General features: G+C 66.1%; 26 protein-coding genes. 14 read left to right on the plus strand and 12 right to left on the minus strand.

Annotation, left to right across the window (positions count from 1 at the left end; translation table 11 throughout):
• Nucleotides 1-90: 90 nt before the first annotated feature.
• The gene (locus AC1DYU_RS24160) at nucleotides 91-429 is read left to right on the plus strand and encodes a P-II family nitrogen regulator (RefSeq protein ID WP_054141588.1); all 339 of its coding nucleotides are present in this window, start codon (nucleotides 91-93) and stop codon (nucleotides 427-429) included.
• A gap of 31 nt (nucleotides 430-460) precedes the next feature.
• Nucleotides 461-1,939 carry an ammonium transporter gene (locus AC1DYU_RS24165; protein WP_476793848.1) on the plus strand — a complete coding sequence of 493 codons (1,479 nt, stop codon included), beginning with the start codon at nucleotides 461-463 and terminating at the stop codon, nucleotides 1,937-1,939.
• 78 nt (nucleotides 1,940-2,017) lie between these two features.
• On the opposite strand, the gene AC1DYU_RS24170 is transcribed toward AC1DYU_RS24165, so the two are convergent.
• Nucleotides 2,018-2,359: an antibiotic biosynthesis monooxygenase family protein gene (locus tag AC1DYU_RS24170; RefSeq protein WP_476793849.1), complete on the minus strand. Its 342-nt coding sequence runs from the start codon at nucleotides 2,357-2,359 to the stop codon at nucleotides 2,018-2,020.
• A 182-nt stretch (nucleotides 2,360-2,541) separates the two neighbouring features.
• Here AC1DYU_RS24170 and AC1DYU_RS24175 point away from each other — a divergent pair, with 182 nt between their 5' ends.
• From AC1DYU_RS24175 to xth, 3 genes are all read left to right on the plus strand, one after another.
• Complete coding sequence (locus tag AC1DYU_RS24175; RefSeq protein ID WP_476793850.1) at nucleotides 2,542-5,139, plus strand: FtsK/SpoIIIE family DNA translocase; 2,598 nt, start codon at nucleotides 2,542-2,544, stop codon at nucleotides 5,137-5,139.
• A gap of 190 nt (nucleotides 5,140-5,329) precedes the next feature.
• Complete coding sequence (locus AC1DYU_RS24180; protein WP_476793851.1) at nucleotides 5,330-6,163, plus strand: LolA family protein; 834 nt, start codon at nucleotides 5,330-5,332, stop codon at nucleotides 6,161-6,163.
• Nucleotides 6,164-6,265: 102 nt separating this feature from the next.
• The gene (gene xth / locus AC1DYU_RS24185; protein WP_158484579.1) at nucleotides 6,266-7,081 is read left to right on the plus strand and encodes an exodeoxyribonuclease III; all 816 of its coding nucleotides are present in this window, start codon (nucleotides 6,266-6,268) and stop codon (nucleotides 7,079-7,081) included.
• A 115-nt stretch (nucleotides 7,082-7,196) separates the two neighbouring features.
• Here the strand turns inward: xth and AC1DYU_RS24190 are convergent, their stop codons facing one another.
• Nucleotides 7,197-7,661, minus strand: coding sequence for a cyclic nucleotide-binding domain-containing protein (locus tag AC1DYU_RS24190; RefSeq protein ID WP_476793852.1), 465 nt, complete (start codon nucleotides 7,659-7,661; stop codon nucleotides 7,197-7,199).
• Nucleotides 7,662-7,665: 4 nt separating this feature from the next.
• Nucleotides 7,666-8,352: a response regulator transcription factor gene (locus tag AC1DYU_RS24195; protein ID WP_158484577.1), complete on the minus strand. Its 687-nt coding sequence runs from the start codon at nucleotides 8,350-8,352 to the stop codon at nucleotides 7,666-7,668.
• 81 nt (nucleotides 8,353-8,433) lie between these two features.
• Here AC1DYU_RS24195 and AC1DYU_RS24200 point away from each other — a divergent pair, with 81 nt between their 5' ends.
• Nucleotides 8,434-9,003 carry a L,D-transpeptidase family protein gene (locus tag AC1DYU_RS24200; RefSeq protein WP_476793853.1) on the plus strand — a complete coding sequence of 190 codons (570 nt, stop codon included), beginning with the start codon at nucleotides 8,434-8,436 and terminating at the stop codon, nucleotides 9,001-9,003.
• Between the two features lies 1 nt (nucleotide 9,004).
• On the opposite strand, the gene AC1DYU_RS24205 is transcribed toward AC1DYU_RS24200, so the two are convergent.
• Nucleotides 9,005-9,670, minus strand: coding sequence for a YggS family pyridoxal phosphate-dependent enzyme (locus tag AC1DYU_RS24205; protein ID WP_476793854.1), 666 nt, complete (start codon nucleotides 9,668-9,670; stop codon nucleotides 9,005-9,007).
• Between the two features lie 94 nt (nucleotides 9,671-9,764).
• Here AC1DYU_RS24205 and leuS point away from each other — a divergent pair, with 94 nt between their 5' ends.
• Genes leuS through holA form a run of 3 tightly spaced genes read left to right on the plus strand, consistent with a single transcriptional unit; the run spans nucleotide 9,765 to nucleotide 13,977 of the window.
• Nucleotides 9,765-12,389 (plus strand): leucine--tRNA ligase, encoded by a 2,625-nt coding sequence (gene leuS, locus AC1DYU_RS24210; protein ID WP_476793855.1) that lies wholly within the window; start codon nucleotides 9,765-9,767, stop codon nucleotides 12,387-12,389.
• The gene (locus AC1DYU_RS24215) at nucleotides 12,376-12,927 is read left to right on the plus strand and encodes a hypothetical protein (protein WP_476793856.1); all 552 of its coding nucleotides are present in this window, start codon (nucleotides 12,376-12,378) and stop codon (nucleotides 12,925-12,927) included. The genes leuS and AC1DYU_RS24215 overlap by 14 nt, the downstream gene beginning before the upstream one ends.
• A gap of 18 nt (nucleotides 12,928-12,945) precedes the next feature.
• Entirely contained in the window at nucleotides 12,946-13,977 is a 1,032-nt protein-coding gene (gene holA, locus AC1DYU_RS24220) for a DNA polymerase III subunit delta (RefSeq protein ID WP_476793857.1), read from the plus strand.
• A gap of 7 nt (nucleotides 13,978-13,984) precedes the next feature.
• Here holA and AC1DYU_RS24225 read toward each other — a convergent pair whose 3' ends face one another.
• The 8 genes from AC1DYU_RS24225 to hemE all read right to left on the minus strand — a co-directional run bounded on the left by AC1DYU_RS24225 (nucleotide 13,985) and on the right by hemE (nucleotide 22,754).
• Nucleotides 13,985-14,863 carry a ParB/RepB/Spo0J family partition protein gene (locus AC1DYU_RS24225; RefSeq protein WP_476793858.1) on the minus strand — a complete coding sequence of 293 codons (879 nt, stop codon included), beginning with the start codon at nucleotides 14,861-14,863 and terminating at the stop codon, nucleotides 13,985-13,987.
• Between the two features lie 34 nt (nucleotides 14,864-14,897).
• Nucleotides 14,898-15,728, minus strand: coding sequence for a ParA family protein (locus AC1DYU_RS24230; RefSeq protein WP_476793859.1), 831 nt, complete (start codon nucleotides 15,726-15,728; stop codon nucleotides 14,898-14,900).
• On the minus strand, nucleotides 15,725-16,333 hold the full coding sequence (rsmG, locus tag AC1DYU_RS24235) for a 16S rRNA (guanine(527)-N(7))-methyltransferase RsmG (RefSeq protein WP_476793860.1): 609 nt from the start codon (nucleotides 16,331-16,333) through the stop codon (nucleotides 15,725-15,727). The genes AC1DYU_RS24230 and rsmG overlap by 4 nt, the downstream gene beginning before the upstream one ends.
• Before the next feature lie 42 nt (nucleotides 16,334-16,375).
• On the minus strand, nucleotides 16,376-18,271 hold the full coding sequence (gene mnmG, locus AC1DYU_RS24240) for a tRNA uridine-5-carboxymethylaminomethyl(34) synthesis enzyme MnmG (protein WP_476793861.1): 1,896 nt from the start codon (nucleotides 18,269-18,271) through the stop codon (nucleotides 16,376-16,378).
• An 87-nt stretch (nucleotides 18,272-18,358) separates the two neighbouring features.
• Nucleotides 18,359-19,675: a tRNA uridine-5-carboxymethylaminomethyl(34) synthesis GTPase MnmE gene (gene mnmE, locus AC1DYU_RS24245; protein ID WP_476793862.1), complete on the minus strand. Its 1,317-nt coding sequence runs from the start codon at nucleotides 19,673-19,675 to the stop codon at nucleotides 18,359-18,361.
• Nucleotides 19,676-19,783: 108 nt separating this feature from the next.
• Nucleotides 19,784-21,049: a transcription termination factor Rho gene (gene rho, locus AC1DYU_RS24250; RefSeq protein WP_054211830.1), complete on the minus strand. Its 1,266-nt coding sequence runs from the start codon at nucleotides 21,047-21,049 to the stop codon at nucleotides 19,784-19,786.
• 218 nt (nucleotides 21,050-21,267) lie between these two features.
• Nucleotides 21,268-21,690, minus strand: coding sequence for a protoporphyrinogen oxidase HemJ (gene hemJ, locus AC1DYU_RS24255; RefSeq protein WP_476793863.1), 423 nt, complete (start codon nucleotides 21,688-21,690; stop codon nucleotides 21,268-21,270).
• A 23-nt stretch (nucleotides 21,691-21,713) separates the two neighbouring features.
• Nucleotides 21,714-22,754: a uroporphyrinogen decarboxylase gene (gene hemE / locus AC1DYU_RS24260; protein WP_476793864.1), complete on the minus strand. Its 1,041-nt coding sequence runs from the start codon at nucleotides 22,752-22,754 to the stop codon at nucleotides 21,714-21,716.
• Nucleotides 22,755-23,209: 455 nt separating this feature from the next.
• On the opposite strand from hemE, the gene AC1DYU_RS24265 reads away from it, so the two are divergent.
• Genes AC1DYU_RS24265 through dnaQ form a run of 5 tightly spaced genes read left to right on the plus strand, consistent with a single transcriptional unit; the run spans nucleotide 23,210 to nucleotide 26,908 of the window.
• Nucleotides 23,210-24,040, plus strand: a complete 831-nt coding sequence (locus AC1DYU_RS24265; protein WP_158484564.1) for a pyruvate, water dikinase regulatory protein — start codon at nucleotides 23,210-23,212, stop codon at nucleotides 24,038-24,040.
• Entirely contained in the window at nucleotides 24,037-24,660 is a 624-nt protein-coding gene (locus tag AC1DYU_RS24270) for a Maf family protein (protein ID WP_476793865.1), read from the plus strand. Before AC1DYU_RS24265 ends, AC1DYU_RS24270 begins: the two co-directional genes overlap by 4 nt.
• Before the next feature lie 17 nt (nucleotides 24,661-24,677).
• Nucleotides 24,678-25,511 carry a shikimate dehydrogenase gene (locus AC1DYU_RS24275; RefSeq protein ID WP_158484562.1) on the plus strand — a complete coding sequence of 278 codons (834 nt, stop codon included), beginning with the start codon at nucleotides 24,678-24,680 and terminating at the stop codon, nucleotides 25,509-25,511.
• Nucleotides 25,512-25,569: 58 nt separating this feature from the next.
• Nucleotides 25,570-26,208: a dephospho-CoA kinase gene (gene coaE / locus AC1DYU_RS24280; protein WP_476793866.1), complete on the plus strand. Its 639-nt coding sequence runs from the start codon at nucleotides 25,570-25,572 to the stop codon at nucleotides 26,206-26,208.
• Nucleotides 26,201-26,908 carry a DNA polymerase III subunit epsilon gene (gene dnaQ, locus AC1DYU_RS24285; RefSeq protein WP_158484560.1) on the plus strand — a complete coding sequence of 236 codons (708 nt, stop codon included), beginning with the start codon at nucleotides 26,201-26,203 and terminating at the stop codon, nucleotides 26,906-26,908. Before coaE ends, dnaQ begins: the two co-directional genes overlap by 8 nt.
• Nucleotides 26,909-26,914 lie beyond the last annotated feature (6 nt).

The following is a 26,914-nucleotide window of genomic DNA, read 5'->3' on the forward strand; positions in this document are numbered from 1 at the left end:
AACGACGCGCTGCGGCTCAACACGGCGCGCGAAGCGCAACGAGATCGCCGGGGCTGACTTCCGGGCGGCGTAAACGGGGAAACCCTTCAGATGAAGATCGTGATGGCTATCATCAAGCCGTTCAAGCTGGAGGAGGTGCGCGACGGGCTCACCGCCATCGGCGTGCACGGCCTGACCGTGACCGAGGTGAAAGGCTATGGCCGCCAGAAGGGCCATACGGAGATCTACCGCGGCGCCGAATACGCCGTGAGCTTCCTGCCGAAGATCAAGATCGAGGTCGCCGTATCCGACGAGCTCGTCGGCAAGGTGATCGAGGCGATCACGGCAGCCGCCCGCACCGGCCAGATCGGTGACGGCAAGATTTTCGTTTCGTCCATCGAGAAAGCCGTGCGCATCCGCACCGGCGAGACCGACGGCGACGCCCTCTGAGCCCAGATCTTTCTGTCAGGAGTTTCCAACAATGAATTTCAAGAGCCTTAACCGGGCCGGGCTTGTCGGACTGGCGCTCGCAGCGGCCGCCGGCGCCGCGCTCGCGCAGACCCCGGCCGCCGCCCCCGCCCCCGTGCCCAACAAGGGCGACGTCGCCTTCATGATGAGCTCGACCGTGCTGGTCCTGCTCATGACCATCCCGGGCCTGGCGCTGTTCTATGGCGGCCTGGTCCGCAGCAAGAACATGCTCTCGGTGCTGACGCAGGTCTTCGCCATCACCAGCATCGTCGTGCTGCTCTGGGTGACCTATGGCTACTCGCTCGCCTTCACCAATGGCGGCGGCCTTAACGACTATGTCGGCGGCTTCTCCAAGGCCTTCCTGAAGGGCGTCGATGCGACGACCACGGCGGCGACCTTCTCGAACGGCGTCGTCATCCCCGAATTCCTCTACATGGCCTTCCAGATGACCTTCGCCTGCATCACGCCGGCGCTGATCGTCGGCGCCTTCGCGGAGCGCATGAAGTTCTCGGCGCTGCTGCTCTTCACGGTGCTGTGGGTCACCTTCATCTACTTCCCGATGGCCCATATGGTCTGGTACTGGGGCGGCCCCGATCTCGTCGGCAACGCTGCCAAGGCGCTCGTCGATGCCGGCGCTGACGGCAAGGTCGCCGCACAGGCCGCGCTCGACGCCGTCAACGCCGATGCCGGCATGCTCTTCAAATGGGGCGCGCTCGACTTCGCCGGCGGCACCGTCGTCCATATCAACGCCGGCATCGCCGGTCTGGTCGGCTGCATCCTGCTCGGCAAGCGCATCGGCTACGGCAAGGAGCTGATGGCCCCGCACTCGCTGACGATGACCCTGATCGGTGGCGCCCTGCTCTGGGTCGGCTGGTTCGGCTTCAACGCCGGCTCGAACCTGGAAGCCAACGGCACCGCCGCGCTGGCCATGGTCAACACCTTCGTCGCCACGGCGGCGGCGGCGGTCGCCTGGCTCTTCGTCGAATGGGCCGTCAAGGGCAAGCCCTCGATGCTGGGCATGGTCTCCGGCGCCGTCGCCGGCCTCGTCGCGGTCACCCCGGCCGCTGGCTTCGCCGGACCGATGGGCTGCATCGTGCTCGGCCTCGTCGCCGGCATCGTCTGCTTCATCTTCTGCTCGACGGTGAAGAACGCGCTCGGCTATGACGACTCGCTCGATGTCTTCGGCATCCACTGCATCGGCGGCATCCTCGGCGCCCTGGCGACCGGCATCCTGGTCAATGTCGATCTCGGCGGCGCCGGCATCCCGGACTACTCGTCCAAGCCAGGCGAACTGGCCGTGGGCGCCTATGAGTTCGGCACGGCCTTTATGGCGCAGGTCAAGGCAGTGCTGTTCACGCTGGTGTTCAGCGGTGTCGGCTCGCTGATCCTCTACAAGATCGTCGACGTCATCGTCGGCCTGCGCGTCGCTCCCGATGCCGAGCGCGAAGGCCTCGACATCGCCGAGCATGGCGAGCGCGCCTATCACGACTGATCGCACCCACGATCTTTGCGTCTCACGTGAAACAATCCCCGGCGGGCAACCGCCGGGGATTTTTGTTGGCCGAGAGCCTTACCCAGCCGCCGGCTTGTTCAACGCGATATCGAGCACCTGGACGCTTTCAGGCAGTTCGATCAGGAATTCCGCATCCCGCTCCAGATGATGGATCTTGCGCGGGTCCGGCCCGGCGAAGCGCGACATCGCCGCGACGTTTTCCCAATAGGAGATCGTGATGAACTCGGTCTCGCCCGGCCGGTCCTCGCGAAACATCTGCGCACCCAGCGCCTTCTCCAGGAGCGGCGTCACGCCGACCGTCCGCAAATAATCGGCATATTCGTCCGCCCGTTTGGGCCGGACCCGGCCGCGCCAGATCCGCGCGATCGTCGCGACTTTCTCTCCATTTCCATCCAGCATCGTGACCTCCCGCTTCCAAGAACCATCCGGACAATGCGGACGTGACCGCAGCGTTCCGCAACCTGCTGTCGGATGCCGTCAGGGGCCCCAAGGTTAAGCGGGTCTTAACCTCGCCTTCCTAACGTGATCGCGATGGCCGATGCGACGCGGCCCGTAAGCCCAGGGATGACGGCTAACCCCGCATGCGCACGATCCGACGCTCTTCATCGCTGATGGACCGCCTGCCCGATCCGGTGCGGGAGTTCCTGTCGCGCCGCGCCAGCGAGATCACGGGTCTCGCCGTGCTGGCCCTGATGGCCGCCGTAGCCCTGTCGCTCGCGACCTGGTCGGTCGACGATCCCAGCCTCAACAACGCCACCAGCGGCGCCGTCAAAAACTGGCTCGGCCGGCCCGGCGCGATGATCGCCGATTTGCTGATGCAGTTGATCGGGCTTGGCGTCATCGCGCTGCTGTTCCCGCCCGTGATCTGGTCGCTCCGGCTGGTTCGCTTCCATCTCTTCGACCGTGGCGCGCTCAAGCTTGGCCTCTGGGTCGTCGGCGTCGCCGCCACGGCCGCCGTCGGCAGCGCGCTGCCGGCGACACCGCGCTGGCCCTTGCCGACCGGTATGGGCGGCGTCATCGGCGACGGCCTCCTGTTCGGCACCCGCAACCTCGCCGGCATCGCCGGCAATGCGCTCGGCGGCCTCGTCGGCTTCCTCTATGCCGGCATCGCCATCCTGGCGGTCACGGCTGCCGCGGGCTTCGGCTTCGTCAGCGACGAGGATCCGATCGCGGATGCCGACGATGCCGACGAATCCTGGTCCGAGAGCGAGGACCGCCGCGAGGACGAGCCCGGCATCGCCGTAATCCTGATCGGCTGGCTTGCCCATGGCGCGATGGCGCTGCGCGGCGCGATCCTGCGTCGCCTGCCGCAACCACCCGCGGCGGCCGCTCAGGGAGCGCAGCATGGCGGCGCTCCAATGCCTGCTGCCGGCCGTGTCCGCCGCGAACCGCAATTCCAGGACGGCCCTCGTCGCGAACAGGGCGTGCGCCCGACGCTGCCCGCCTTCGACCCCGAGCCGCTTCCCGCGCCCCGCTCCACCAAGGCAACGGGGCGCGATCTCGACCCGCCTTTCGATCTCGATGACGACGGCCCTCAGGATCTGCGCGACCTCAACGCCCCGCGCGTGACCGCGCCACCGCCTGCACCGAAGACGGGAAAGCGCATCCAGCGCGAGGCCCAGCCCTCCCTGCTCGATCGCGACGAATTCGAACTGCCGCCGCTGACCTATCTCGGCGAGCCCAAGAAACTGCCGGCCAACGCGATCTCGACGGATGCGCTGGAGCAGAACGCCACGCTGCTCGAAGGCGTGCTCGAGGATTTTGGCGTGCGCGGCGAGATCACGCAGGTGCGCCCCGGCCCGGTCGTGACGCTCTACGAACTCGAGCCTGCGCCGGGCACGAAGTCCTCGCGCGTGATTTCTCTCGCCGACGACATCGCGCGTTCGATGAGTGCGATTTCGGCGCGTGTGGCGGTGATCCCCGGCAAGAACGCGATCGGCATCGAACTGCCCAATGCCCGCCGCGAGACGGTCTTCCTGCGCGAATTGCTGGCCAGCCAGGATTTCGAGAGCTCCAAGCACAAGCTCGCTCTGGGGCTGGGCAAGACCATCGGCGGCGAGCCGGTGATCGTCGATCTCGCCAAGATGCCGCATCTCTTGGTCGCCGGCACCACCGGCTCGGGCAAGTCGGTGGCGATCAACACCATGATCCTGTCGCTGCTCTACCGGCTGACCCCCGAGCAGTGCCGGCTGATCATGGTCGATCCCAAGATGCTCGAACTCTCGGTCTATGACGGCATTCCCCATCTGCTCACGCCTGTCGTGACCGACCCGAAGAAGGCGGTCGTCGCCCTGAAATGGGCGGTGCGCGAGATGGAGGAGCGCTACAAGAAGATGTCGAAGCTCTCGGTGCGTAACATCGACGGCTTCAATGCGCGCGTGGTCGAGGCCAAGGCCGCCGGCGAGGTCATCACCCGCACCGTCCAGACCGGCTTCGACCGCCATTCCGGCGAGGCTGTTTATGAGGAGGAGGTCATGGACCTCGAGCCTCTTCCTTACATCGTCGTGATCGTCGACGAGATGGCCGATCTGATGATGGTCGCCGGCAAGGAGATCGAGGGCACGATCCAGCGCCTCGCCCAGATGGCGCGCGCCGCCGGCATCCATGTCGTGCTGGCGACGCAGCGGCCTTCGGTCGACGTCATCACCGGCACGATCAAGGCGAACTTCCCGACGCGGATCTCCTTCCAGGTCACCAGCAAGATCGACAGTCGCACGATCCTGGGCGAGATGGGCGCCGAGCAGCTGCTCGGCCAGGGCGACATGCTCTACATGGCCGGCGGCGGGCGCATCACCCGCGTGCACGGCCCCTTCGTCAGCGATGGCGAGGTCGAGAAGGTCGTGGCCCATCTCAAGACGCAAGGCCGGCCGCAATATCTCGACGCCGTCACCTCCGAGGAGGAAGAGGCCGGAGCCGAGGGCGAGGACGGCGCCGTCTTCGACAAGACCGGCATGGGTCAGGCCGAGAGCGACGATCCTTACGACCAGGCGGTTGCGGTGGTCCTGCGCGACAAGAAGGCCTCGACCTCCTACATCCAGCGCCGCCTCCAGATCGGCTACAACCGCGCCGCCTCGATCATGGAGCGGATGGAGAACGAAGGCATCGTCGGACCCGCCAACCACGCCGGCAAACGCGACATCCTCGTCGAGACCGGACGAGCACGCGAAGACGAGGATTGAGCGGCTCTCAGGCGTGTCAGCCCTTGCGGTTGCTGGCCTGCGTCCTCAAATTGCCATCAGGGTGCTGCAACCTCTCGCGCACCCGCAGCGTTGAGCTGCCGCGCGCCATGCCGGCAGCGGAAGAATGCGCAACATATGTGTCCGGTCGCTGCGAGAACTGCGGCGACACAGGAATGGAGCAGACCTGCTCATGACATCGCTCCCGACGCGTCGGGCCAAATTTGCCCTTGTGACTCTGCTCGGCTGCGCGGCCCTGCCTGCCTCGCTGGCAGCGCAGCCGCTGCAACTGCAGCCGTCCAAGCCGGCAGCCGCAAGGCCCGCAGTCGCGCGCCCGCTGCCTCTGCCGCCAAGCCGGCCGCCGGGTCTAGGCCTGCCGCGCGTCGCCGAAGCCGCTGCCGTGCAGCCGGCATCCTCATCGGCCGCAAACACCGTGGCGACGGAACCCGCACGGCCCGCCGCGACACCCGTTCGTGCCAAGGCCGGTGCACCAGCGACGCAGGAAGAGGCGATCGATCGGCTCAATACCTATCTCAACAGCTTCACCTCCCTGCAGGGCAACTTCATCCAGTTCGCCGCCAATGGGCGCCGCCTCGAAGGGCGCATCTACATCCAACGCCCTGGCAAGATGCGCTTCGAATACGAGCCTCCGGCGACGATCGAAGTGATCGCGGACGGCACCTCGGTCGCGGTTCGCGACAAGAAGTTGGCGACGCAGGACATCTATTCGCTCGGGCAGACGCCGCTGAAATTCCTGGTGCGCGAAAAGATGGATCTCGCCCGCGACGGCACCATCACCGGCGCAGGCATCGATGGCGACGTGCTCTCCGTGCGCCTCGAGGATCGTTCGACGCTGGGCGGGACTTCGAAAATCACGCTGAAATTCGACCTGGTCGCCAACGTGCTGAAGCAATGGGTGGTGATCGACCCGCAGGGCTACGAGACCTCGGTCGCGCTCTACAATCTCGACACCCAGCGCCGGCCCGACGCCAAGAACTTCGTGATCGACTACCAGCGCAAGCTTTGACGGTCACTGACACGGGCATCGCTCCGCAAGCCGCCTGAAACGGCTTGCCTTTTGCGCGCCAGCAAACCAGTTTCCGGCACCCTTCCGCCGGAACCTCTTTGCGTGCAACTCACCGTCACAAGCTGGAACATCAATTCCGTCAGGCTGCGGATCGGCATGGTCACGGATTTCCTGGCCACCCATGCGCCCGACATCCTCTGCCTGCAGGAAACCAAGACGCCCGACGAGCAGTTTCCAGCCAAGGCTTTCGAGAAGGCCGGCTATGTCCATCAGGCCTTCATCGGCCAGAAGGGCTATAACGGCGTCGCCATCGTCTCGAAGCTGCCCTTCAGCGAGAAGGACGCCATGGCGATGTGCGGACGCAACGACGCCCGCCACATGACCGCCGTTCTGGACAAGGGCGCGGGCGCCGCAGCCGGCGTCGCGATCCATAATTTCTACATTCCCGCCGGCGGCGATATTCCCGACCCCGCGAAGAACGACAAGTTCGCCCATAAGCTCGCCTTCCTCGACGAGATCGGCGCCTGGGGCATCGCAAAGCGGCCGACCGCCCGCCCCGCCATCCTGCTCGGCGACCTCAACATCGCTCCCTATGAGCACGATGTCTGGAGCCACAAGCAGCTCCTTGATGTCGTCAGCCACACGCCGATCGAGACCACGACGCTGGAGCGGCTGCGCACGGAGCTCGGCTGGACCGATGCGGCGCGCACGCTGCGGCCCGAGCCGGAGAAGCTCTACAGCTGGTGGAGTTACCGCGCCGCCGATTGGGAACTCTCGAACCGCGGCCGCCGGCTCGACCATATCTGGCTCTCGGACGGGCTGAAGCCGGCCCTGCGCGACGTCACCTTCCTGCGCGAGGCGCGGGGCTGGGAGCGCCCCTCGGACCATGTGCCGGTGACGGTAACGCTGGAGCTGTGATCTTGGCATCGTGCTCGCCCTTGTGGCGACCATCCACGTCTTGACCACCACATTCGTCGGTAAAGACGTGGATGGTCGCAGACAGGTCCGACCATGACGTCAGGCTGTCGCAGCCTTACCGGCGGTCGATCGCCGTCAGCGCGTCCTGAACCGCCGTCAACTCGTCGACGAAGCCGCGCAGCCTGTCGCTGATCGCGGTCGCCACGGCCTGCGCCGAGGCCGGTGACTCGGCCAGCACGCGGCGCATGACGCTGCGCGACAGCCGCATCACCTGGGTCGGTTCGCGCGCGATCGCGGTGGCCGAACGGGCGACCGAGGTGAAGAGCGCGATCTCGCCGATCAACGCGCCGGCCCCGACGATCTCCTCGGCCGGCTGCCCGTCCTCCCGGCTGGTGAGGGCGACGGCACCCGAGATGATCAGCACCCCGCCATCGGACGGCTCGCCGATGCGAAACAGGATGTCGCCGGCGCGCAGGATGCGGCTTTCCGCCGCGAAGGCGACGAGCCTTAGCGCATCGCGTTCCATCAGGCTCAGCAAGGGCTGCCGGGCCAAGAGGGCGATGTCGTCGTCGAGTGCCACGGGTTTAGGGGTTAAGCCGGTAGCCGCCGGCGTCCGTCACGAGCAGCCGGGCATTGCCCGGATCGGGCTCGATCTTCTGGCGCAGCCGGTAGATATGGGTTTCGAGCGTGTGCGTGGTGACCTGGCTGTTATAGCCCCAGACCTCCTGCAGCAGGACCTCGCGCGCGATCGGCTTGCGGCCGGCGCGATAGAGAAAGCGCAGGATCGCGGTTTCCTTCTCGGTCAGCTTGGTCTTCGAGCCCTTCTCGCTGACCAGCAGCTTCGAGCCCGGGTGGAAGGTGTACGGCCCGACCTGGAAGACCGCGTCCTCGCTCGCCTCGTATTGCCGCAGATGGGCGCGGATTCGCGCCAGCAGCACGGCGAACTTGAACGGCTTGACGACATAGTCGTTGGCGCCGGCCTCCAGCCCCAGCACGGTGTCGGCGTCCGAGCCCTGGCCCGTTAGCATGATGACCGGGCTCTTGAAGCCGTTCTTGCGCATCAGCTTGACCGCCTCGCGCCCGTCCATGTCCGGCAGGCCGACATCCATGATCGCAAGGTCGATTCGATCGGCCTGAACGGCCTTGACGGCGGCAGTCGCGGTTCCGGCCGTGGCAAGCTTGAACTCGTCATAGAGCGCCAGCTGTTCTGCAAGGGCCTCTCGCAGGGTCTGGTCGTCATCGACCAGCAGGATATGATGGAGGGCGGGCATGAAGCTTCGTTCGCACGAGAAATGACGGATCACCATGAGCCCGCTGAATCGCGACCGCAAGTCACGCCCTATGGAATTCCCGTGAGAAAACGTGAGAATCGGGCGTCTCGTCGCGGCCATGGTGGTCCCCCGCGCCTGACCGCGTTGCGCGTCTTCGCCTCCATCCGCGACCGTCGGAAGGGCTTTCTGCTCGCTGGGGGAGCGGCCTTTCCCTGCGCGCTGGGTCGCTCGGGAATCGGCACGCTGAAGCGCGAGGGCGATGGCCGCACGCCGCGCGCCGCCTTGCCGTTGCGCAGCGTGCTGTTCCGGCCCGACCGCGTCAGTCGCCCGCGCACGCTTCTGCCGATGCGCGCCATAGGCCCGCGCGACGCCTGGTGCGACGACGCGTCCGACCGCCGCTACAACCGCCTGATCGACCGCCCGCCTGGCGAAGCGGAGGAACGACTGAAGCGCGACGACCATCTCTACGACGTCGTGGTCGAACTCGGCTGGAACGATGCGCCGGTGATTCGCGGTCGCGGCAGCGCGATCTTCTGGCATCTCGCGCGACCGGGCTTCACGCCGACGGCCGGCTGCGTCGCTGTCGAGGGCCATGTCTTCGCCAAGGTCCTGCCCCGGCTGGCGCGGCGCTGCGTGATGCGCATCGGCTAATCTAACCGCGCGCCCCAAAGATCGCGCTGCCGACCCGCACATGCGTCGCTCCGAGCTGGATCGCCGCCTCGTAATCGGCGCTCATACCCATCGACAGGCCGCGCAGGCCGTGCTTCGCCGCAATCTTGGCCAGCAGCGCGAAATGCGGTGACGGCGGATCCTCCGCCGGGGGAATGCACATCAAGCCCTCGATCACCAGGCCATGATGCACCCGGCAGAGATCGAGGAAGGCGTCGATCTCGCTCGGGCTGACGCCGCCCTTCTGCGGCTCGTCGCCGGTGTTGACCTGTACGAACAGGGTCGGCGCCTTGCCGCTGCGGCCGATCTCGCGCGCCAGCTCCTTGGCGAGGCTCTCGCGGTCGAGCGAGTGGATCGCGTCGAACAGCTCGACCGCCTCCTTCGCCTTGTTGGACTGGAGCGGCCCGATCATATGAATCTGGGCATCGGGAAAGCGCTCTTTCAGCCCCGGCCACTTGGCCTTGGCCTCCTGGACATAGTTCTCGCCGAAGACGCGCTGCCCGGCCTCGAGCGCCGGCAGGATCGCTTCCGCCGGCATCGTCTTGGAGACCGCGATCAGCGTCACCGAATCCGGCTCGCGCTCGAAATCGCGCGCTGCGCGGGCGATCGCGGCTTTCGTCTCGGCCAATCGCGTAACCGTATCGCTCATCTCGCATCCCTCATGCCTGGCGCGGCGTTGACCGCGTGGCCTCAATGGTGTCCTAGTCCGGCCACATCCGATCATGCAAGAATAGCCCGCTACCATGGCCGTCGAACGCTACAATCCCAAGGAATCCGAGCCGAAATGGCGTGCCGTCTGGGAGGAGCGCAAGCTCTTCGAGACGCGCAACGACGACCCGCGCCCGAGCTACTACGTCCTCGAGATGTTCCCCTACCCCTCGGGGCGCATCCATATGGGCCATGTCCGCAACTATGCCATGGGCGACGTGGTCGCACGCTACAAGCGGGCCAAGGGCTTCGCCGTGCTGCATCCGATGGGCTGGGACGCCTTCGGCCTGCCCGCCGAGAACGCCGCCAAGGCCAAGAACGTCCACCCGCGTGAATGGACCTACGCCAACATCGCCTCGATGAGGGCGCAGCTGCAGTCCATGGGCCTGTCGCTCGACTGGAGCCGGGAGTTCGCGACCTGCGACCCCTCTTATTATCGCCACCAGCAGAAGATGTTCCTCGACTTCCTCAAGGCAGGGCTGGTCGATCGCAAGACCGCCAAGGTCAACTGGGACCCCGTCGATGAGACCGTGCTCGCCAACGAGCAGGTCATCGACGGCAAGGGCTGGCGCTCTGGCGCACCCGTGGAGATCCGCGAACTGACGCAGTGGTTCTTCAAGATCACGGCCTATGGCCAGGAGCTGCATGACGCGCTGGAGGGCCTGACCCGCTGGCCCGACAAGGTCCGCCTGATGCAGAAGAACTGGATCGGCCGCTCGGAAGGGCTGCTGATTCGTTTCGCTCTCGAATCGAAAGCGGTTGAGGCAGACGAGATCGAGGTCTACACGACGCGGCCCGACACGCTGTTCGGCGCGAAGTTTATCGGCATCGCCCCCGATCATCCGATTGCGAAGATGGTTGCCGCTCAGAGCCCTGCCCTGCAGGCCTTCATCGAGGAGTGCAAGCGCACGGGCACGGCCCAGGAGAACATCGACAAGGCCGAGAAGCTCGGCTTCGATACGGGCTTGCGTGTTGCGCATCCCTTTGATCCCACATGGACTTTGCCGGTCTATGTCGCCAATTTCATCCTGATGGAATACGGCACCGGCGCGATCTTCGGCTGCCCGGCCCATGACCAGCGCGACCTCGACTTCGTCAACAAGTATGGCCTGGGTAATACCCCGGTCGTCGCCCCCGAAGGCGTCGATCCCCAGAGCTTCGTCGTCACCGACACCGCCTATGTCGACGACGGCCGCATGATCAATTCGCGCTTCCTCGACGGTATGACCATTCCGGAGGCGAAAGAAGATGTCGCCCGCCGGCTGGAAGGCGAAACCCGCGGCAACCGCCCGGTCGGCGCCCGCAAGGTCAATTTCCGTTTGCGCGACTGGGGCGTCTCCCGCCAGCGCTACTGGGGCTGCCCGATCCCGGTGATCCACTGCGCCGATTGCGGCACGGTGCCCGTTCCCGACGCCGACCTGCCGGTGAAGCTGCCCGACGACGTCTCCTTCGACAAGCCAGGCAACCCGCTCGATCATCATCCGAGCTGGAAGCACGTCGCTTGTCCGCAATGCGGGAGGCCAGCCCGGCGCGAGACCGACACCATGGACACCTTCGTCGACTCGTCCTGGTATTTCGCTCGCTTCACCGATCCGTGGCGGACGGAAAGCCCGACCGACCCGAAGGTCGTCGACCGCTTCCTGCCCGTCGACCAGTATATCGGCGGCGTCGAGCACGCGATCCTGCACCTGCTCTATTCGCGCTTCTTCACCCGCGCCATGAAGGCGACCGGCCATGCCGGGCTGGACGAGCCTTTTGCGGGCATGTTCACGCAGGGCATGGTGGTCCACGAGACCTACCGCGACGCCGATGGCAACTGGGTCGAGCCCGGCGACGTCCGTATCGAGGGCGCCGGGGCCGATCGCCGGGGCTTCCAGGTCGACACCGGCGCACCGATCGAGATCGGCGCGATCGAGAAGATGTCGAAGTCGAAGAAGAACGTCGTCGATCCCGACGACATCATTGCCTCCTACGGCGCCGACACCGCGCGCTGGTTCATGCTCTCCGATTCGCCGCCGGATCGCGACGTGATCTGGACCGATGAGGGCGTTCAGGGCGCGGCGCGCTTCGTCCAGCGCCTCTGGCGGCTGTTGAGCGAGATCGCCGAGCGCACCGGCAACACGGCGCCCCGCCCTGCGAGCTTCGGTGAGGCGGCGGAAACCCTGCGCAAGGCCAGCCATCGCGCGCTGGATGCTGTCGGCAACGATATCGAGCGCCTCGGCTTCAACCGCTGCATCGCCCATGTCTACACCCTGACCAACGCCATCGGAAGAGCGCTGGACGCCGCTGCCGAGGACGCGGCGCTGACCCCTGACGTCGCCTTCGCCCTGCATGAAGCGGGCGTGATCGCGACGCAGCTCGTGGCGCCGATGATGCCGCATCTGGCCGAGGAATGCTGGCAGGCGCTCGGCCAGCAGGGCCTGGTGGGTGAAGCCAACTGGCCCGACGCGGAAGCAGGCCTGCTCAAGGACGACAGCGTGACGCTGCCCGTCCAGGTCAACGGCAAGAAGCGCGCGGAGGTGACCGTGCCCGCGGATGCGGATACGGTGGCGGTCGAGGCGCTTGTGAGAGCGTCGGAGATCGTCACCAAGGCGCTTGACGGCCGCGAGATCCGGAAGATCATCGTCGTGCCCGGGAGAATCGTGAATGTCGTCGTCTGAAGCCGGAAACCGCGACGCCCAGCCGAGCCGCCGCGCAATGCTGGCCGCCGTCATGGGCATGGCCGCGCTGGCAGGCGGATGCCTGCAGCCGCTCTATGCCGAGAATACCGCCAGCGTGACCGGCGGCAGCGTCAGGAATGCGATGAAAGAGGTCGAGATCCCCGAGATCAAGGGGTTGGTCGGCCATTATCTCCGCAACGAGCTGGTCTTCGAGCTCGACGGCGGCGGCGAGCCCGATCGCACCAAGCGGCTGAAGCTCGACGCCAAGATCGCCGAAGCGCTCGAGGTCGTCACCGTGGATTATGCGAATGGCCGCGCCGATTCAGCGATCCTCGTCGCCACAGCAACCTGGACGGTGACGGAAATCGGCTCCGGCAAGGTCGTGTCCTTCGGGACCAATATCGTCCGCGCGCCCTATGAGCGCTCGTCGCAGCGCTTCGCCACGGTCCGCGCCGCCCGCGACGCACAGATTCGCGCCGCGAAGAACCTCGCGACCCTGATTCGCGGGCAGATGGCCGCCGACCTCGTCGCCGGCTGAGCAGGCTGGAACGCGACCATGGTCGCCATCAAGGCGCATGAGGCCGACCGGGCGCTGGCGAGGCTCGACCCCGCCTGCCGCCTTGTCCTGATCTACGGACCCGATGCCGGCCTCGTCTCGGAACGCGCCTCCGCGCTCGCCCGCGCCCATGTCGATGACGCCGGCGACGCCTTCCAGCTCGTCCGCATGAGCGGTGACGACATTGCCTCGGACCCGCTCAAGCTCGTCGACGAGGCCAACACGATCGGGCTCTTCGGCGGCCGGCGGGCCATTCGGGTCTCACCAACGTCGAAACCATTGCTGGCCGCCGTTGAACCCCTGCTGACGACGCCCTCGAAGGATGCGATCGTCATCGTCGAGGCCGGCGATCTCCAGCGCAGCAACCCCCTGCGCACCGCCTGCGAGCGCGCGCGGACGGCGCTTGCCGTGCCCTGCTATGGCGATGCGGCTCGCGATCTCGTTGGAATCATTGATGAAATGGTCCGCGCATCCGGAAAGGCCATCGATCGCGCCAGCCGGGACCATCTGGCCGGGTTGCTGGGCGGCGATCGCCAGACCTCGCGCCGCGAGATCGAAAAGCTGCTGCTCTATGTCGGGTCCGAAACAACCGTCAGCGAGGCGCATATCGAGGCTGTCGTCGGCGACACGGCCCAGCGTGAACAGGCCATGCTCGTCGATGCGGTCTTCTCCGGCAAATTGCCCGCTCTCGACCTCGCCCAGGCCAAGCTCGCCGGCGAGGGGCTCGACCCCGGCGTGATGCTCGGCACCGTGCTGCGCCACACCCTGACACTGCTGAAGGCTCGCCAGGGTATGGATGCAGGACGCAGCGCACGCGACATGGTGGCGGCGATGCGCCTGCCCTATCCGCGCATTGCTGCGACCGAGGTCGCCCTGACGAACTGGACGACCGCCAAGCTGATGGAGGCGGTCACCCTGCTCGGCACCGCCACGCTGGCCGCGCGCCGCGACGGCGACATTGGCAAGGCTGGCGCGACACGCGCGCTCTGGACGCTGGCGAGGCTGGGAAGACCAGCCGGGCGCGGCGAATAGAGCCGAATCAGTCCTTCAGCCGCCGGCACAACGCGTCGAGCTGTTCGAGCGTCTTATAGCTGATCTTCATCTCGCCGCCGCCATTGGCACGATGCGCGATGGAAACGGAGAGGCCGAGAGCCTCCTCCAGCGCCTTCTCGACGGCGCGGGTGTCGGGATCTTTCTCGATCTTCGGTTTGGTCGAGATGCTTTTGGTCTCGCCGCGCGATTCATCCTGCACGATCCGCTCGATATCGCGAACGCTGAGGCCTTCGTCGATGATCTTCCGCGCCATCAATTCCGGGTCCGAAACGGACAGTAGGGAACGGGCGTGACCGGCCGAGACCGTCCCATCACTGACCATCTGTCGAACCGATTCGGGCAGCTTCGACAGGCGCAGCGTGTTGGCGACATGGCTGCGGCTCTTGCCAATCACACGGGCAAGGTCATTCTGCGTGTAATTAAACTCGGCGATCAGCCGCTCATAGCCGGCGGCCTCCTCAATCGCATTCAGATCCGTCCGCTGGACGTTCTCGACGATCGCGATCTCGAGGGCTTCGCGATCATCGGCCTCGACCAGGATCACCGGCACGTCATGCAGGCCGGCGCGTTGCGCCGCCCGCCAGCGCCGCTCGCCGGCTATGATCTCATAGGCATCGAGCATGCCGGAGATCGCCCGCACGATGATCGGCTGGAGAATGCCGCGCTCCCGCACCGACGCCGTTAGCTCCTCGAGATCGACCTCGACAAAATTGCGCCGCGGATTGCGCGCACTCGGCCGCAGGAACTCCACCGGCACGCGGCGCTGGCCGCGAGCCCGCTCCAATGCACCGATTTCATCGCCGACATCGCCGATCAGCGCTGCCAGACCCCGGCCCAGGCGTGAACGCCCCTGTTCTTCGGCCATTGCCATCCTCGTCAACCTCTACGCAAAAATGGGCTCAGGCTGCGGCGCGCAAGGCGCGCTCGCGCCGGATCACCTCGGACGCCAGCTTCAGATAGGCCTGCGAACCCGAACAGCGCAGATCATAGAGCAGCGCCGGCTTGCCGTAGGAAGGCGCCTCGGAGATGCGGACATTGCGCGGAATCACCGTGTCATAGACCTTGTCGCCGAGGAACTCGCGCACATCGGCCATAACCTGGCCCGACAGATTGTTGCGCGGGTCGTACATGGTCAGCACGACGCCTTGGATGATCAGGCGCGGATTGAGGCCGGCGCGTACCTGCTCGACCGTCTTGAGCAGCTGGCTCAGGCCTTCGAGCGCGAAGAACTCGCATTGCAACGGCACCAGAACCGCATCGGACGCCGTCATCGCGTTGATCGTGATCAGGCTCAACGATGGCGGGCAGTCGATCAGGACATAGGTCAAATCGGAGCAGCGCTGGTCATAGACCAGCTCGTCGATGGCGTTCTTCAGGCGATGGGCCCGATCCTTCGAAGACGCGATCTCCAACTCGACCCCAAGAAGGTCGAGCGTCGACGGCGCCAGGAAAAGTCCGGGGACCGCCGTCTCCTGCATCGCCTGGCCGAGGCCGACATCGCCGCAGAGCACGTCATAGGTCGAGGATTTGCGACTCCGGCGATCGACGCCGAGCCCCGTCGAGGCGTTGCCCTGCGGGTCGAGGTCGATGATCAGCACCTTTTCGCCGATCGCCGCCAGCGCCGTCCCGAGGTTGATCGCGGTCGTCGTCTTACCGACGCCACCCTTCTGATTCGCGAGTGCCAGCACGCGCGGGCGGCGCGGCAGGGCAATAGGTGTGAGATCGGTCATTGATCGGCCCGTTTCTCGGCCGCGCGGACCATCAGGATCCGGGCGGCGCCATCCGTGACGGAGGAAACCGTTGATGCCTGAATCTTCCAATATCTGGACGAGTCCGTCAATTCCGCATCTAGATGTTGTCCCTTGGGAAAGAGTCCCAGCGTCCCGGTTCTCAACAGGTCTTTGCACCAGTCGAGAAGCTGCGGCAGTGGCGCCAGCGCACGGGCGGTGACGACATCGATCTTGCCGGTAAAATCATCGATCACATCGTCGATGCGCGCAGCATGAACGGTCACCGGGGCACCGGTCAGGCGCGCCGCATGCCGGAGAAAGGCACATTTTCGGCTGTTGCTCTCGACCAGGTGAATATGCCCGCCTGATCGCTCTGCCAGGCAGATACCGATCACCAGGCCGGGAAATCCGCCGCCAGAGCCGAGATCGAGCCATCGCAAGGCTTCGGGCGCCAATCCGAACAATTGGAGCGAATCCGCGATATGGCGCGTCCAGACCTCCGCGAGCGTCGCCGAGGAGACGAGATTTTTCGCGGCCTGCCAGCGCTCCAGCTCCGAGACCAGCAGGGCCAGACGCTCCTCTGTTTCACGTGAAACAGGCGTCAAGCGCAAAGCGCGAGCGCGGTCGGAATTATCAACAACCACGAATCAGACCGCCGGCTCGGCAGTCTGCTGAACCCGGCGGCCGCGCCGCGCATGGGCCGCAAGTAGCGTCAACGCCGCCGGTGTCATGCCCTCGATCCGCCCCGCCTGCGCCAGATCGGCTGGCCGTTCACTGGCGAGCTTAGCCTTGAGCTCGTTCGACAACCCGGAAATACCGTCGAGATCGAGATCCTCGGGCACCTTCAACGCCTGGTCGCGGCGATAGCCCGCGATCTCCGCTGCCTGCCGGTCGAGATAGACCGCATAGACCGCATCCGCCGTGACGCGGGCCGCAATACCCGGCGGATAGACAGCAAGCTCAGGCCAGATCGCCGCCAGCCGCTCGAAGCCGACATCGGGATAGGACAGGATCTGGTAGGCGCTGCGCCGCACGCCATCGCGATTGAGCTGCAGCCCGACGGCCTCGGCCTGCTGCGGCGTGAGCCAGAGGTTTTGCAGCCCTGTCCGCAGGCTCTCGATCGCCGCGCTCCGTGTCGCATAGGCAGCCTGGCGCCGCGACCCCACAATTCCCAGGGTCGATCCCAGCGCTGTCAGCCGCTCGTCGGCATTGTCCACCCGCAGGGAGAGGCGGAACTCCGCCCGCGACGTGAACATTCGATACGGCTCCGTAACGCCGCGTGTCACGAGGTCGTCGACGAGCACGCCGATATAGGACGAGGTCCGCTCGAACACGACGGGCTCGGCCCCGCCTGCGCGCCGCGCCGCGTTCAAGCCCGCAAACAGCCCCTGCGCGCCGGCTTCCTCATAACCCGTCGTGCCGTTGATCTGCCCGGCCAGGAACAGCCCCCCGACCGCCCGGGTTTCCAGCGTATTCCGCAGCGACCGCGGATCGACGAAATCATACTCGATCGCATAGCCCGGCCGCAGCATGACGGCGCGCTCCAGGCCCGGAATCGTTGCGAGAACGCCGAGCTGCACATCTTCCGGCAGCGAAGTCGAGATGCCGTTCGGGTAGACCGTCGGATCGTCCAAGCCCTCGGGCTCGAGGAAGATCTGGTGCCCGTCGCGATCGCCGAAACGGCCGACCTTATCCTCAATCGACGGGCAATAGCGCGGCCCGCGCCCTTCGATCTGGCCGGAAAACATCGGCGCGCGATGGAGATTGGCCCGGATAAGATCATGCGTCGCCAGCGTCGTGCGCGTGATCCCGCACGAGATCTGCGGCGTCGTGATCTTATCCGTCAGGGTCGAGAATGGCTCGGGAGGATCGTCTCCGGCCTGCATCTCCAGCGCAGCCCAGTCGATCGTGCGGCCATCCAGACGTGGCGGCGTGCCGGTCTTGAGCCGCCCCAGCGGAAAGCCATGGCGCTCCAGCGTCACCGACAGGCCGAGCGACGGTGCCTCATCGACCCGGCCCGCCGGGATCTTGGCTTCGCCGATATGGATCAGCCCGCGCAGGAAGGTGCCTGTCGTCAACACGACCGTTCCGGCCGCGAATCGATGTCCATCGGCCATCAGCACCGCCGCGACCCGGCCGTCCCGGATGTCGATATCAAAAACCTCGCCCGCGAGGATCGACAGATTGGCCTGCTCAGCGAGCAGGTCCTGGATCGCCTGTCGGTAGAGCTTGCGATCGGCCTGGGCCCTCGGGCCGCGCACGGCCGGACCCTTGCGCCGGTTGAGCATCCTGAACTGGATGCCGGCACGATCGGCCGCCCGCGCCATCAGACCGTCGAGCGCATCGATCTCGCGGACGAGATGGCCCTTGCCGAGCCCGCCGATCGCGGGATTGCACGACATCACGCCGATCGTGTCGATGCGATGCGTCACCAGCGCCGTGCGCGCGCCATAGCGTGCCGCAGCCGCGGCAGCCTCGACGCCGGCATGGCCGCCGCCCACGACAATGACGTCGTAACGCGTTTCGATGGGATCAAGGGACATGGCTGATCGCTATCGAAGCGGCTGCCGCGGGTCAATGATTATCGGATTCGTCCGCTTTTCTCGGGGCTTACGCCGGAGCGCACACCGTCATTTGCCGATGCAGAACCCGGAAAAGAGCTGGTCCAGCACATCCTCCACATCGATCCGCCCCAGCAGGCGCTCGAGCGCCAACACGGCAACGCGGATGTCTTCCGCCAGAAGCTCGGCCTGCCCGTGCCGGCCGTCGACGGCATGCTCTAGTGCGACGATCGCCTGCGCGACGGCGACGCGGTGCCGCTCCCGCGTCAGCAGGGCGGGCTCGGCTTGAGTCAGCCCCGAGAGCCGCCCGACGATCGCCGTGAGCAAGGCTTCGAGGCCGTCGCCCGAAACCACCGAAATCGGCAATTCCCCCGGCAGCGACGGCGGCCCCGAAAGGTCCGCCTTGGTCGCAATCGCGAGCGAGTTGGCCTCTCGATGGATTCGATCCGGCTCCGAATCGATAGCGCGCAGGCTCAAAACCAGATCGGCCCGTGCGACGAGAGCCCGGGCGCGCCGCACGCCCTCCGACTCGATCGGATCGACACTATCGCGCAATCCCGCTGTATCGACCAGGAGGACCGGCAGCCCCGCGAGATCGAGCCGAACCTCGATCGCATCGCGCGTGGTTCCGGCAACCGGCGAGACGATCGCGACATCGCGCCGGGCGAGCGCGTTCATCAGGCTGGACTTGCCGGCATTGGGGGGGCCGGCCAGCACCACGACAAAACCCTCGCGCACGCGTTCGCCCATCGCGAAGCTGCCAAGCGCCGCGCTCAGCTCCGGTAGCACCAGCGTCACACCCGTCAGGGCCTGCTCCACCAGCGGCCCCGTCACATCGCCTTCGTCGGAGAAGTCGATCTCGGCCGCCAGCAAAGCCATGGATTCGATCAGGGCCGACCGCCAGCGCCCGACCGAGTCGCCAAGCGTGCCTTCCATCTGGCGCAAGGCCTGGCGACGCTGCCATTCCGTTTCCGAATCGATCAGGTCGGCCAGGCCCTCGACCGCTGCGAGGTCGAGCTTGCCGGCCTCGAAGGCGCGACGGGTGAACTCGCCGGATTCGGCCAGACGCAGACCGGGCAGGGCGCATAGAACGACCAGCAGCCGCGCCAGCACGGCCCGCGCACCATGGATATGGAATTCGGCGACATCCTCGCCGGTGAAGCTCGCAGGGGAGGGGAAATACAGCACGAGCGCGCTGTCGATGACCTCGCCCGCCTCGTCGCGAAGCCGGCGCAAGGCTGCCTGGCGCGGCTGCGGCACGCCGCCAGCGATCGTTTCGAGGACGAATCGGACGCGCGGTCCCGAGATTCGGACGACGGCGACACCGGCACGGCCGGAGCCCGACGACAACGCCACGATCGTGGGATGAATGTCAGGCTCGCTCATGAGCTCGAACTTGCGCTAGCGAGGCGGCCGCGGGAACCGTGATCTTGGAAAGCAAGACGCTGCCATCACGGGTCCGAATCGATCGACCGGGCCCGTGTGTCAGGCGGATCAGGTGTTCATCGAGTCGAAGAAGTCGGCGTTCTGCTTGGTCTGGCGGAGCTTGTCCATCAGGAACTCGATCGCGTCCTGCGGGCCCATCGGGTTGAGGATGCGGCGCAGCACATAGGTCTTGGCCAGCACATCCTTCGGCGTGATGAGCTCTTCCTTGCGGGTGCCGGATTTGAGGATGTCGATCGCCGGGAAGATGCGCTTGTCCGAGACCTTGCGGTCCAGGATGATTTCCGAGTTACCGGTGCCCTTGAACTCCTCGAAGATCACCTCGTCCATGCGCGAGCCGGTATCGATCAGCGCGGTCGCAACGATGGTCAGCGAGCCACCTTCCTCGATATTGCGGGCCGCACCGAAGAAGCGCTTCGGCCGCTGAAGGGCATTGGCGTCGACACCGCCGGTCAGGACCTTGCCCGAGGACGGCACCACGGTGTTGTAGGCGCGGCCGAGGCGGGTGATCGAATCCAGCAGGATCACAACGTCGCGCCCATGCTCGACCAGGCGCTTGGCCTTCTCGATCACCATCTCGGCGACCTGGACGTGGCGGGTCGCCGGCTCGTCGAAGGTCGAGGACACGACCTCGCCCTTCACCGAGCGCTGCATGTCGGTGACCTCTTCCGGACGCTCGTCGATCAGCAGCACGATGAGATAGCATTCCGGGTGATTGGTGGTGATCGACTGCGCGATGTTCTGCAGCAGCACCGTCTTGCCGGTGCGCGGCGGCGCCACGATCAGGGCGCGCTGGCCCTTGCCGATCGGGGCTACAATATCGATCACGCGGGCCGAGAAATCCTTCTTGGTCGGTTCGGCGACTTCGAGGCGCAGGCGCTCGTCGGGATAGAGCGGCGTCAGATTGTCGAAATTGATCTTGTGCTTGATCTTCTCGGGATCTTCGAAATTGATCGTGCTGACTTTGAGCAGGGCGAAATAGCGCTCGCCATCCTTGGGTCCGCGAATCGGCCCCTCGACGGTATCGCCGGTGCGCAGGCCGAACTTCCGGATCTGCGTCGGCGAGACATAGATGTCGTCCGGCCCCGGCAGATAGTTGGAATCGGGCGAGCGCAGGAAGCCGAAGCCGTCGGGCAGGACCTCGACCACGCCTTCACCGAGGATCTCGGTGTCCTTGGCCGCGAGCTGCTTCAGGATGGCGAACATCAGCTCCTGCTTGCGCATCGTGCTGGCGTTCTCGACCTCGAGCCCCTCGGAAAAGGCGAGCAGTTCGGTCGGCGATTTGACCTTGAGGTCTTGGAGTTTGATTTCCCGCATGGGGCACCCGGATCGTAAATGTCCCGACGCAGATGGCCGGAACCAGGACGGTAATGGAAGGGTCGACAGGCTCGGACGGACGGCGCGGAGAGTGCGCGCCACGAGCGGCTGCTACGGCAGTCGGCTCACGAACCATCGACAACAGGGAGAACGCTGGAGAAGCGCACGCTCCTGATAGCCGGAAATCTCGTCCTGCTCAAGCGGGAAACCGCAAATCGTCAGAACGGCTTCACGATCACGAGAATCACGATCGCCGCCATCAGCACGGCCGGCACTTCGTTGATGATCCGGTAGAAGCGCGCCGACTTGTCGTTGCGGTCCTCGGCGAAGGCCCGGACCCGCCCGACGAGATAGCCATGAACGCCCGACAGGATGAAGACCAGCAGGAGCTTGCCGTGCAGCCAGCCACCCTTGAAGCCGAAGGCGCTCCAGGCGAGGTACAAGCCCAGCGCCCAGGTCAGGATCATCGCGGGGTTGATGATACCCTTCAGCAGCCGCCGCTCCATGATCTTGAAGGTCTCGGACTGGATCGAACCGACCGGCGATTCGACATGGTAGACCATCAGCCGCGGCAGATAGAGCATGCCGGCCATCCAGGCGATCACCGCCATAACGTGGAAGGCCTTGATCCATTCATACATTGGGATTGAGCTCCATCATGCCTTCAGGCCCGAACCGCGGCGAGCAGCCGTTCGACATGGGCGATCGGCGTGTCCGGCAGGATACCGTGGCCGAGATTGAAAACGAAGGGACCGTCGCCGAATGCCGCACGCACGGCCTCGACCTCGCGCTCGAGTTCGGGTCCCCCGGCGCGCAGCACCAGCGGATCGAGATTGCCTTGGACCGGCACCAGCGACTGGATCTCGTCGCGCGCAAACGCCCGGTCGATATCGGTTTCGAGCCCGACCGCATCGACGCCCGTCGCCCAGACATAATGCGGGATCAGCCGGCCAGCCCCACGCGGGAAACCGATGATGCGCGTCTCAGGGTGCCGCGTCCTGACGCCCTCAACGATACGATAGGTCGGCTCGATGCACCAGCGCTCGAAATCCTCCGGCCCCAGCGATCCGGCCCAGCTATCGAAGATCTGGACGGCATCGACCCCCGCCTCGATCTGCGCGCAGAGATAATCGATCGAAGCAATGACGATCCGGTCGATGATCATCTGGAACAGCATCCGGTTGCTGCCGAACAATGCCTTGGCCGGGCCCTGATCCGGCGTGCCGCGCCCGGCGACCATATAGGTCGCAACCGTCCAGGGAGCCCCGCAGAAGCCGATGAAGGCCGTCTCCCGTGGCAATGACGCCTTGACCCTGCGAACCGTCTCGATGACCGGCGCAAGTACATCCGGATTGGCCTGAGCATCGATCTCGCCAAGCCTGGTCAGATCGGCGACAGGCTCAAGTCTCGGACCCTCGCCCTCGACAAACCAGAGCTTCTGGCCCAGCGCTTGGGGCACGACCAGAATATCGGAGAACAGGATCGCCGCATCGAAACCGAAACGCCTGATCGGCTGCAGGGTGACCTCGGCAGCCATCTCCGGATTGTAGCAAAGATCGAGGAAGCTCCCGGCCTTGGCACGAAGCGCACGATACTCCGGGAGATAGCGCCCGGCCTGCCGCATCATCCAGATCGGAGGGGTCGTTAGCGTCTGGCCGGACAGCGCTTTCAGAAAGGCCGGTTCGTGCTCAGTCGCGGTGCTCATCGGCCATCCATCCCGATCTCTCTTAAATATGATTCTTGAGAGAGAATCTTCTTCTTTGACTCTTGGAGGGGGGCAAATAGCCCGGCGCAGGACTGTCCACAACCAGTCCACAGGCGATCGGCCCATGTTCGTACGCTGCCGACAAGCCGACAGGGTCCGTTAACGGTTTATTAACCCATCCGAATCCGCGGTGACGGAGTCACCCCCCAAAATGATTCACGTGAAACACTGCTCCCTGTCCCCACAGGGTTCGGCCTGTTGATGGAAAGCGAGAGTTATACAGACGCGTTGGCGCAGCCCTTTCGCCTGTCCGTTTGTCCACAGCGTTCCCCAGGTCTGTCCCGCCGGACCGTGGCTCGGTCTCAGTCCGAATCCGGCGTTTCGCCGAGCGCCAATTTGCTTTGCCGGCCCGGCGGGCTAGAGGTGGCTGACGCCGCCTCGACCCGGGAGCCACCGTGGCCCGCAACTATTTTCATCTCCATCTCGTCTCCGACGCGACCGGCGAGACGCTGATCGCGGTCAGCCGTGCCGCAGCCGCGCAATACGAGACCGTCTCGGCGATCGAGCATGTCTACCCGCTGGTGCGCTCGGAGGCGCAGCTGGCGCGTGTGCTGGCGGAGATCGAGGCCTCGCCCGGTGTCGTGCTCTACACCCTGGTCGAGCCGGAATGGTCGGCTCGGCTGGAGAATTTCTGCCGAGAGCTGGGTTGCCCCTGCCTGTCAGTGCTGCAGCCCGTGCTGTCGCTATTCCAGTCCTATCTCGGCCAGGCTTCCGCCCCGAAGCCCGGTGCACAACACGTACTCAATGCCGAATATTTCCGCCGCATCGACGCGATGAACTACACGCTGCTGCATGATGACGGACAGCTCGGCGGCGATCTCGAAAGCGCCGACATCATCCTCGTCGGCATCAGCCGGACCTCGAAGACTCCGACCTCGATCTATCTCGCCAATCGCGGCATCAAGACCGCCAACATTCCGCTGGTGCCGAATGTGCCGCTGCCGGCCGAACTCGAACACATCAAGAAGCCGCTGATCGTCGGCCTGGTCGCCAGCCCCGACCGCATCGTGCAGATCCGCCAGAACCGGCTGCTCTCGCTCAAGGCCGATGACGAGACGCCCTATGTGGATCCGGCCTCAGTCGCCGACGAGGTGGCCCAGTCGCGCAGGCTCTGCGCCCGCAAGGGCTGGCCGGTGATCGATGTGACGCGGCGCTCGATCGAGGAGACGGCGGCCTCGATCCTCGATCTGCTGCGCGACCACCGCATGAAGTTCATCGCGACATGAGCGCGGCCGCGCTCTGGCTGTCGAACCAGCCGCTGCTGCTCGCTTCGGGCAGCACGACGCGGCGCGACATGCTGCTGGCGGCGGGCATCCCCGTCGAGATCGTCCGACCCGAGATCGACGAGCGCGCGATCGAGGCGCCGCTGCTGGCGGGCGGTGCCGCGCCTGAGGCCGTGGCCGCCGCGCTGGCCTGCGCCAAGGCGCTCGCCGTCTCGCAAGCCAAGCCGGGTCGCATCGTGCTGGGCGCCGACCAGACACTGACCTGCGATGGCGAGGCCTTCCACAAGCCGCCGACACGGATGGCGGCGGCCGACCAGATCGCAGCACTGGCCAGCCGGACACATGAACTGCGCAGCGCCTTCGTGATCGCGCGGGACGGCGCACCCGTCGTCGAGGGCGTCGCGGTCGCGCGACTGACGATGCGCGCGCTCTCGCCGGGCTTCATCATCAGCTATCTCGATGCGGCCGGAGACGCTGCCTTGTCGAGCGTCGGCGGCTACCAGATCGAAGGTCCCGGCGCCCAGCTTTTCGAGCGGATCGACGGCGACCATTTCACCATTCTCGGCTTGCCGCTGCTTGCTGTCCTCGCGGCGCTGCGCGATCTCGGCCAACTCGCCCGCTAATTTCGGACACGACCTCCATGCCTCCCCGCTGTTTCGTCATCGGCCACCCTGTCGCTCATTCGCGCTCGCCGCTGATCCACGGTACATGGCTGGCTGAGCATGGCCTCGCTGGCTCCTATGAGCGGGTCGATGTCGCGCCGGCCGATCTGCCGGCTTTCGTGGACGGGATTCGCGCAGGCGCCTTTACGGGCGGCAATGTCACGGTGCCGCACAAGGAAGCGATGCTGCCGCTGCTCGATGATGTCAGCGAGGCGGCGCGCGCGGTCGGCGCGGTCAACACGGTCTGGCGCGAGGGCGACCGCCTCTGCGGCGACAATACCGATGTCTCCGGTTTCCTCGCCCATCTCGATGCCACCGTTCCGGGTTGGGACCAGCGGGTCGGCGCTGCCCTTGTGCTGGGAGCCGGCGGCGCGGCGCGCGGCATCGCCTTTGCGCTCAAGGCCCGCGGTCTCGGTCGCATCCTCCTCGTCAATCGCAGCCGCGCCCGCGCCGACGACCTCGCGGAAGCGCTGGGCGCGCCCGTGGAAGCGGCCGATTGGCATGAGCGCGCCGGCCTCGTCGCCGCCGCCGATCTGATCGTCAACACCACGGCGCTCGGCATGCACGGCCAGCCGCCGCTCGATCTCGATCTTGCCGGCCTGCGCCCCGGCACGATCGTCGACGACATCGTCTATGTCCCGTTGAAGACGCCTCTGTTGTTGGAGGCGGAGCGCCGTGGCGGCATCGCGGTCGATGGCCTCGGCATGCTGCTGCACCAGGCAGTGCCGGGCTTCGCCCGCTGGTTCGGCGTCACGCCGGCGGTGACGCCGGCACTGCGTGCGAAGCTCGAAGCCGATATCCTCAGGGACTGATTCGGCAGGGGCAAGCCATGGTCGAGCGGACAATCGCCTTCATCCGGGCTTTCACGCGATGACCTTCATCCTCGGCCTCACCGGCTCGATCGGCATGGGCAAGTCGACCACCTCCAGCCTGTTCCGCGAGCGCGGCGTTCCCGTCCATGACGCCGACGCATCGGTCCATGCGCTCTATCGTGGCCCCGCCGTCGGGCCGATCGGCGAGGCCTTTCCCGGCGTGGTTCGCGACGGCGTCGTCGATCGGCAGGCACTGTCTGCCGCCGTGCTCGGCAACCCGGAGGCGCTGCGCCGGCTGGAGACCATCATCCATCCGCTGGTGCGCGAGGCGGAAGCCGCCTTCCTGCGCCGCTGCCGCGAGACGGGAGCGGGGCTTGCCGTGCTCGATGTGCCGCTCCTGCTGGAGACGCAAGGCGAGAGCCGCTGCGATGCCGTGCTAGTCGTCAGCGCCCCCGCCGAGATCCAGCGCCAGCGCGTCCTCGCCCGTCCCTGGATGACGGAAGAGAAGTTCGCTGCGATCCTGGCCCGACAGATGCCCGATGCGCAGAAGCGCCAGCGAGCCCATTTCATTGTGGACACGGCCCGCAGCGTGCTGGCCGCGCGCCGGCAGGTCGGCTCTATCCTGAGCGTGCTCGCCGGCCGGCCCGGCCGGGGTGCGCAGAGCCTGACCGAGAGCGAGGTAGAAACCCATGCGTGAGATCGTCCTCGATACCGAGACCACGGGCGTCGAGGCCAATGGCGGCGACCGCATCGTCGAGATCGGCTGCGTCGAACTGCTCAACCATTGCCCGAGCGGCCGCAGCTTCCATTGCTACATCAATCCTGAGCGGCCTATGTCGGAGGGAGCCTTCAAGGTCCACGGCCTGTCCGACACCTTCCTCGCGCCACAGCCGGTCTTCGCCGCGGTCGCCGACGAGTTCATCGGCTTCATCGAGGGCGCGCGGCTGGTGATCCACAACGCCGCCTTCGATGTCGGCTTCCTCAACATGGAGCTGAAGCGTGTCGGGCGCGGACCGATCGAGCCCTCTCTCGTCGTCGATACGCTGTCGATGGCGCGCCGCAAGCACCCCGGCGCATCCAACAGTCTCGACGCCTTGTGCTCGCGCTATGGCATCGACAACAGCCGCCGCACCAGGCACGGCGCGCTGCTCGACGCCGAGATCCTGGCCGAGGTCTATATCGAGCTGATAGGCGGCAAGCAGGCCTCGCTCGTCCTCGGGGCGGCCGAAGTCGGCCGCGGCGGTCTGGCCGGCATCGCGGTGGAGCGCCCGCAGCGGCTCCGGCCTCTGGCGCCGCGCCTCGACGAAGGCGCCATCGCCGCGCATGAGGCCTTCATCCGTTCACTCGGCAAGACCCAGCTCTGGCGCGGCTATCTCGGCATCACCGAAGAGGTCTGAGACGGG

The organism is Allobosea sp. P2_B12 (genome assembly GCF_056404835.1).

Bases quoted from the DNA above. Each gene is read 5' to 3' on its own strand.
- AC1DYU_RS24160 (WP_054141588.1), top strand. From the start codon at position 91: ATGAAGATCGTGATGGCTATCATCAAGCCGTTCAAGCTGGAGGAGGTG.
- AC1DYU_RS24165 (WP_476793848.1), top strand. From the start codon at position 461: ATGAATTTCAAGAGCCTTAACCGGGCCGGGCTTGTCGGACTGGCGCTC.
- AC1DYU_RS24170 (WP_476793849.1), bottom strand. From the start codon at position 2,359: ATGCTGGATGGAAATGGAGAGAAAGTCGCGACGATCGCGCGGATCTGG.
- AC1DYU_RS24175 (WP_476793850.1), top strand. From the start codon at position 2,542: ATGCGCACGATCCGACGCTCTTCATCGCTGATGGACCGCCTGCCCGAT.
- AC1DYU_RS24180 (WP_476793851.1), top strand. From the start codon at position 5,330: ATGACATCGCTCCCGACGCGTCGGGCCAAATTTGCCCTTGTGACTCTG.
- AC1DYU_RS24195 (WP_158484577.1), bottom strand. From the start codon at position 8,352: ATGCCCGCCCTCCATCATATCCTGCTGGTCGATGACGACCAGACCCTG.
- AC1DYU_RS24205 (WP_476793854.1), bottom strand. From the start codon at position 9,670: ATGAGCGATACGGTTACGCGATTGGCCGAGACGAAAGCCGCGATCGCC.
- leuS (WP_476793855.1), top strand. From the start codon at position 9,765: ATGGCCGTCGAACGCTACAATCCCAAGGAATCCGAGCCGAAATGGCGT.
- AC1DYU_RS24215 (WP_476793856.1), top strand. From the start codon at position 12,376: ATGTCGTCGTCTGAAGCCGGAAACCGCGACGCCCAGCCGAGCCGCCGC.
- holA (WP_476793857.1), top strand. From the start codon at position 12,946: ATGGTCGCCATCAAGGCGCATGAGGCCGACCGGGCGCTGGCGAGGCTC.
- AC1DYU_RS24225 (WP_476793858.1), bottom strand. From the start codon at position 14,863: ATGGCCGAAGAACAGGGGCGTTCACGCCTGGGCCGGGGTCTGGCAGCG.
- AC1DYU_RS24230 (WP_476793859.1), bottom strand. From the start codon at position 15,728: ATGACCGATCTCACACCTATTGCCCTGCCGCGCCGCCCGCGCGTGCTG.
- mnmG (WP_476793861.1), bottom strand. From the start codon at position 18,271: ATGTCCCTTGATCCCATCGAAACGCGTTACGACGTCATTGTCGTGGGC.
- mnmE (WP_476793862.1), bottom strand. From the start codon at position 19,675: ATGAGCGAGCCTGACATTCATCCCACGATCGTGGCGTTGTCGTCGGGC.
- rho (WP_054211830.1), bottom strand. From the start codon at position 21,049: ATGCGGGAAATCAAACTCCAAGACCTCAAGGTCAAATCGCCGACCGAA.
- hemJ (WP_476793863.1), bottom strand. From the start codon at position 21,690: ATGTATGAATGGATCAAGGCCTTCCACGTTATGGCGGTGATCGCCTGG.
- hemE (WP_476793864.1), bottom strand. From the start codon at position 22,754: ATGAGCACCGCGACTGAGCACGAACCGGCCTTTCTGAAAGCGCTGTCC.
- AC1DYU_RS24270 (WP_476793865.1), top strand. From the start codon at position 24,037: ATGAGCGCGGCCGCGCTCTGGCTGTCGAACCAGCCGCTGCTGCTCGCT.
- AC1DYU_RS24275 (WP_158484562.1), top strand. From the start codon at position 24,678: ATGCCTCCCCGCTGTTTCGTCATCGGCCACCCTGTCGCTCATTCGCGC.
- coaE (WP_476793866.1), top strand. From the start codon at position 25,570: ATGACCTTCATCCTCGGCCTCACCGGCTCGATCGGCATGGGCAAGTCG.
- dnaQ (WP_158484560.1), top strand. From the start codon at position 26,201: ATGCGTGAGATCGTCCTCGATACCGAGACCACGGGCGTCGAGGCCAAT.